This window comes from Psychrobacillus sp., from assembly GCF_056205495.1.
Genome location: NZ_JBAEAP010000331.1, coordinates 1 through 3740 on the forward strand (window position 1 = coordinate 1; position 3740 = coordinate 3740).

The 3740-nt window shown below is 36.3% G+C and carries 4 protein-coding genes; all 4 read right to left on the minus strand.

Features of this window, described 5'->3' with window-relative positions:
- A partial coding sequence (locus AC06OU_RS09820) for an ABC transporter permease (RefSeq protein WP_475855491.1) occupies positions 1-491 on the minus strand: 491 nt, incomplete at its 3' end.
- Positions 488-1336 (minus strand): ABC transporter ATP-binding protein, encoded by an 849-nt coding sequence (locus AC06OU_RS09825; protein WP_169358666.1) that lies wholly within the window; start codon positions 1334-1336, stop codon positions 488-490. The genes AC06OU_RS09820 and AC06OU_RS09825, both read right to left, overlap by 4 nt.
- Positions 1337-1476: 140 nt before the next feature.
- The gene (locus AC06OU_RS09830) at positions 1477-2517 is read right to left on the minus strand and encodes a LytTR family transcriptional regulator DNA-binding domain-containing protein (protein ID WP_475855493.1); all 1041 of its coding nucleotides are present in this window, start codon (positions 2515-2517) and stop codon (positions 1477-1479) included.
- A 110-nt stretch (positions 2518-2627) separates the two neighbouring features.
- Positions 2628-3740 (minus strand): TRAP transporter permease (locus tag AC06OU_RS09835; RefSeq protein WP_475855494.1); only part of this gene is annotated, 1113 nt, incomplete at its 5' end.

The window sequence follows — 3740 nt, forward strand, 5'->3', positions numbered from 1 at the left end:
AACAATAAAATAACTGGCAACACGATCACAGAAGACTCCATTACTGATTTTGCTATTAACCCTAGTAAAGTACCTAAGCCTATAAAAAATATCGCACATAAGGCTAATCCTAATAATAATACAGGTACGTTGGCTGGAGAATACTCAGCAAGCATTACACTAACAATAGCTACTATCATTGTTAAAACGAATGATAATGCACTTTTCCCACCAAGAATTTCATACGTATTTGCAGGGGATAGCATTAATCCGCGCAATGTATTTCTTTCTTTTTCCTCTGCAATCAAGCAGCATTGAACATACGAGCCTACCATTGTTAACGCAAAGCCTATCGTCAAATTACCATTCAACAATGGATCCATTCCCATCCGGCTAAAAATAGCTGCCATTAAAATAGGTAAAAAGACAACAACTGAGACTGCCATGTTTCTACTAAATTCCTTAAAGTCCTTTTGAAAAATTGCGTTTACACGTTTCCATGAAAATGTCATATTAATTCTCCTCCAGTCACTTTGACAAAAATATCACCTAATGTAGGCTCATTGGAATGTACAGTGGAAATACGATTTTCCTTCATCAATTGGAACATCGTATCTGCCCCAGCCTCATCCCTTTTGATTATGATCGTTTCATTGTTTGTTAGCTCAACGGTCATCGTTCCATCTGAAAATTGTTTCTTCAGCTCGCTAGGTTTATCCAATAATTGAATTTTCCCTTTATTTAAAAATGCAACTCGATCGCAAAGGGTTTCAGCCTCCTGCATGTCATGTGTTGTTAAAAAGATTGTGGTTCCTTTTTTATTTAATGCACGTAAGCCGGTATAAATATGTAACGTGTTTGTTGGATCTAACGCAGACGTTGGTTCATCTAAAAACAAAAGCTCTGGCTCATGGAGAATAGCTCTCGCTAGTACTACACGTTGTACCATTCCTTTAGATAATTCAGCGATTTTTTTCTTACGTGCCTCATTTAAGTTAACGAATCCAAGAGCCTCATCTACTTTCGAAATCGGTAAATCATATAGCTCACAGTAAAGCTTTAAATTTTCAAAAATTGTTAATCTACTATAGAGTCCACTATTATCGGTAAGAACACCGAATCGCTTTCGTTCACTAGCCTTTTTAAAGTTAGATACACTTTCGCCAAAAACGAACGCTTCCCCTTCTGTGGGATCCAGCTGACCCGTTAGTATTTTAATAGTAGTCGTTTTACCAGAACCACTTGGTCCAAGAAAACCAAAAATTTCACCTTTTTTTACTTGAAAGTTTACATCCTCCACTGCCTTAAAGTTGGAAAAATATTTGGCAAGGCCTTTTACTTCAATTACATTTTCCATTTGAAAACCTCCTAATTGTTTGGTTTAGCATTTCGTATCTACAACCTAAGATTAGAAGATATTTAATGGAAAGACATTATAATTACCGTGAAAGGAGTTAATTTTAGGATGAATGAACTCCTTTTTATGCTGAATGGAGCTTATTTGAGGCCCAACATTCCCTTTAAATCCGCCATTTTGGTCTTTGAGAGTGGTACGGACGATTTTTCTGAGTCATCTAGTACTAAGCTATAACTGTTTCTTGTCCAAGTAATGACTTCCCGCACTTTTTGTAAATTTACTATGTAGGAACGATGACAGCGAAAGAAACCAAAAGCCAATAATCTTTCTTCTAAGTCATTCAACGTAAAGGAACATGCAAAGCTTTCCCCTTTAATATGTAAATAGGTTTGTCCTTCTGTGCTTTCTATGTAATCAATCTCTGGAGGGTCAAATAATACAATTTTTTCATTTACTTTCGTCGGTATTTTTTCGAAACGAATTGGCTGAATTACTTTTTCTTCTACTACTTCATCGGTATTGGTAATTTTGTCAGTAGTCGGCTCACTCCTATCTATTACTTCACCATTGTCTTCTTCCTTAGTTAAAACTGGGCGCAGTCCTTTTTCATCTAATCGGTATACGTTATCGGAACAAGCAACTCCACTTTCTACTTGGCCAGTTAATATTAAGATCACTTTTTTTGCTAGACGTAGCTCTCTTAAAAGTGAAAAAAGAATCCTTTTCGATTCGATATCGAGATTTTGATCTGGTTCTTCCATTATGTATATATCAGGATTTTGTATAAGCAACCATGCAAGCTGTACTCGCTTTCTTTCAGAATAAGTCAAATTCTTTAGTTTCTTATTCTTTTGAGCATCTAGCTGCACTGTTTGTAGTATGCTTTCTATTTGTTCGGAGGAATTAAAGAGTTTTTGATAATATTTTAAAGTTTCAACTACCGTTAGTCGTTCATAACAACCTTCATGTAAAAAGAAAAAACCTATTTTTTTATCTGGGAGATACTCTACTTTACCATTGGAAAGTCGTGTTTTTCCTAGAAATGTATTTAAAAGCTGCTCTTTAACATTTACTGTAGAAATGATTGCCGTTACCTCTCCCGGTTGTATTGTCAAATCAAATTCAGGAAAGTGAACCATATCATTTGTATGCTTACCAGCTTGAATGAATTTTAACGTCATAAATATATCCTCTATTCTATGTATTCTGTCAAATTTAATTATACCAATATATTCATAATTTTACATATGAAATAAAACCACGAGCCATAATTAGCTCGTGGTTTTAGCTTTTATAGAGCAATAGCTTGTTTTTCCTTTTTCTCTCGTGTAAATAATTGGATGATGAATAATATAGCGAAAATAATTAACCCTGTAATATCAGAAATACCTTCTGGATAGATTAACAATAAACCTGCACCTATTGCCAGTATTCTTTCAATCCAGCTGACTTTTCGATACCAATATCCAATCATACCTGCTCCAATAGAAATCATTCCAGTAACAGCGGTGAATGTTACCCAGATAATTTCCCCGAATGTCGTATCAATCATGAGCAACGTCGGAGAAAATACAATCATATAAGGTATTATAAAGGCGGCAATCGCTAGTTTGGAAGATTGAACACCTGTCTTAATAGGATCTCCACCAGAAATACCCGAGGCTGCAAAGGCGGCCAGTGCTACCGGAGGGGTTATATCTGCTACTATTCCAAAATAGAATACAAAGAAGTGAGCAGACAATATGACAACTAGTGGTATTGCATTTTGTGCTACATCTGGTGCTAGTAAGGTAATGATAGCTGGTGCAGCAATAGTCGACGTTATAACATAATTTGCTGTTGTTGGAGCTCCCATTCCTAAAATTAGAGATGCAATCATAACGAAGAATAAGGTTAGTATAATACTTCCTCCCGCTAGCTTAACTAAGCTAGTTGCTAGACTAAGACCTAATCCTGTTTTCACGACTACTCCTACGATTATCCCAGCACAAGCAGTGGCTGCTACTACACCTAGTGCAGTTCGTGCCCCGTCTACTAAAGCATCTAAAATTTCTTTTGGCCCTAAACGTGTACTTTTGTTAATCGCACCTACAACTATACATGCTACCACGCCATATAACGCAGCATGGATAACTGGTACACCTGTCATCATTAAAATAATGATTAAGAAGATCGGTAAGATTAAATAAATCTTTTTAAAGATTTCTTTACGATCTGGCATTTGTTCATCTGTTAACCCACTTAACCCCAAACGTTTTGCTTCAAAATGAGTCATAATCCAAATTCCTGTAAAGTAAAGAAGCGCTGGAATTGCTGCAGCTTTCGCAATATCCCAATAGGTAACTCCACGCCCGATAAATTCTACCATTAGAAACGCGGCTGCCCCCATAATCGGTGGCATTAA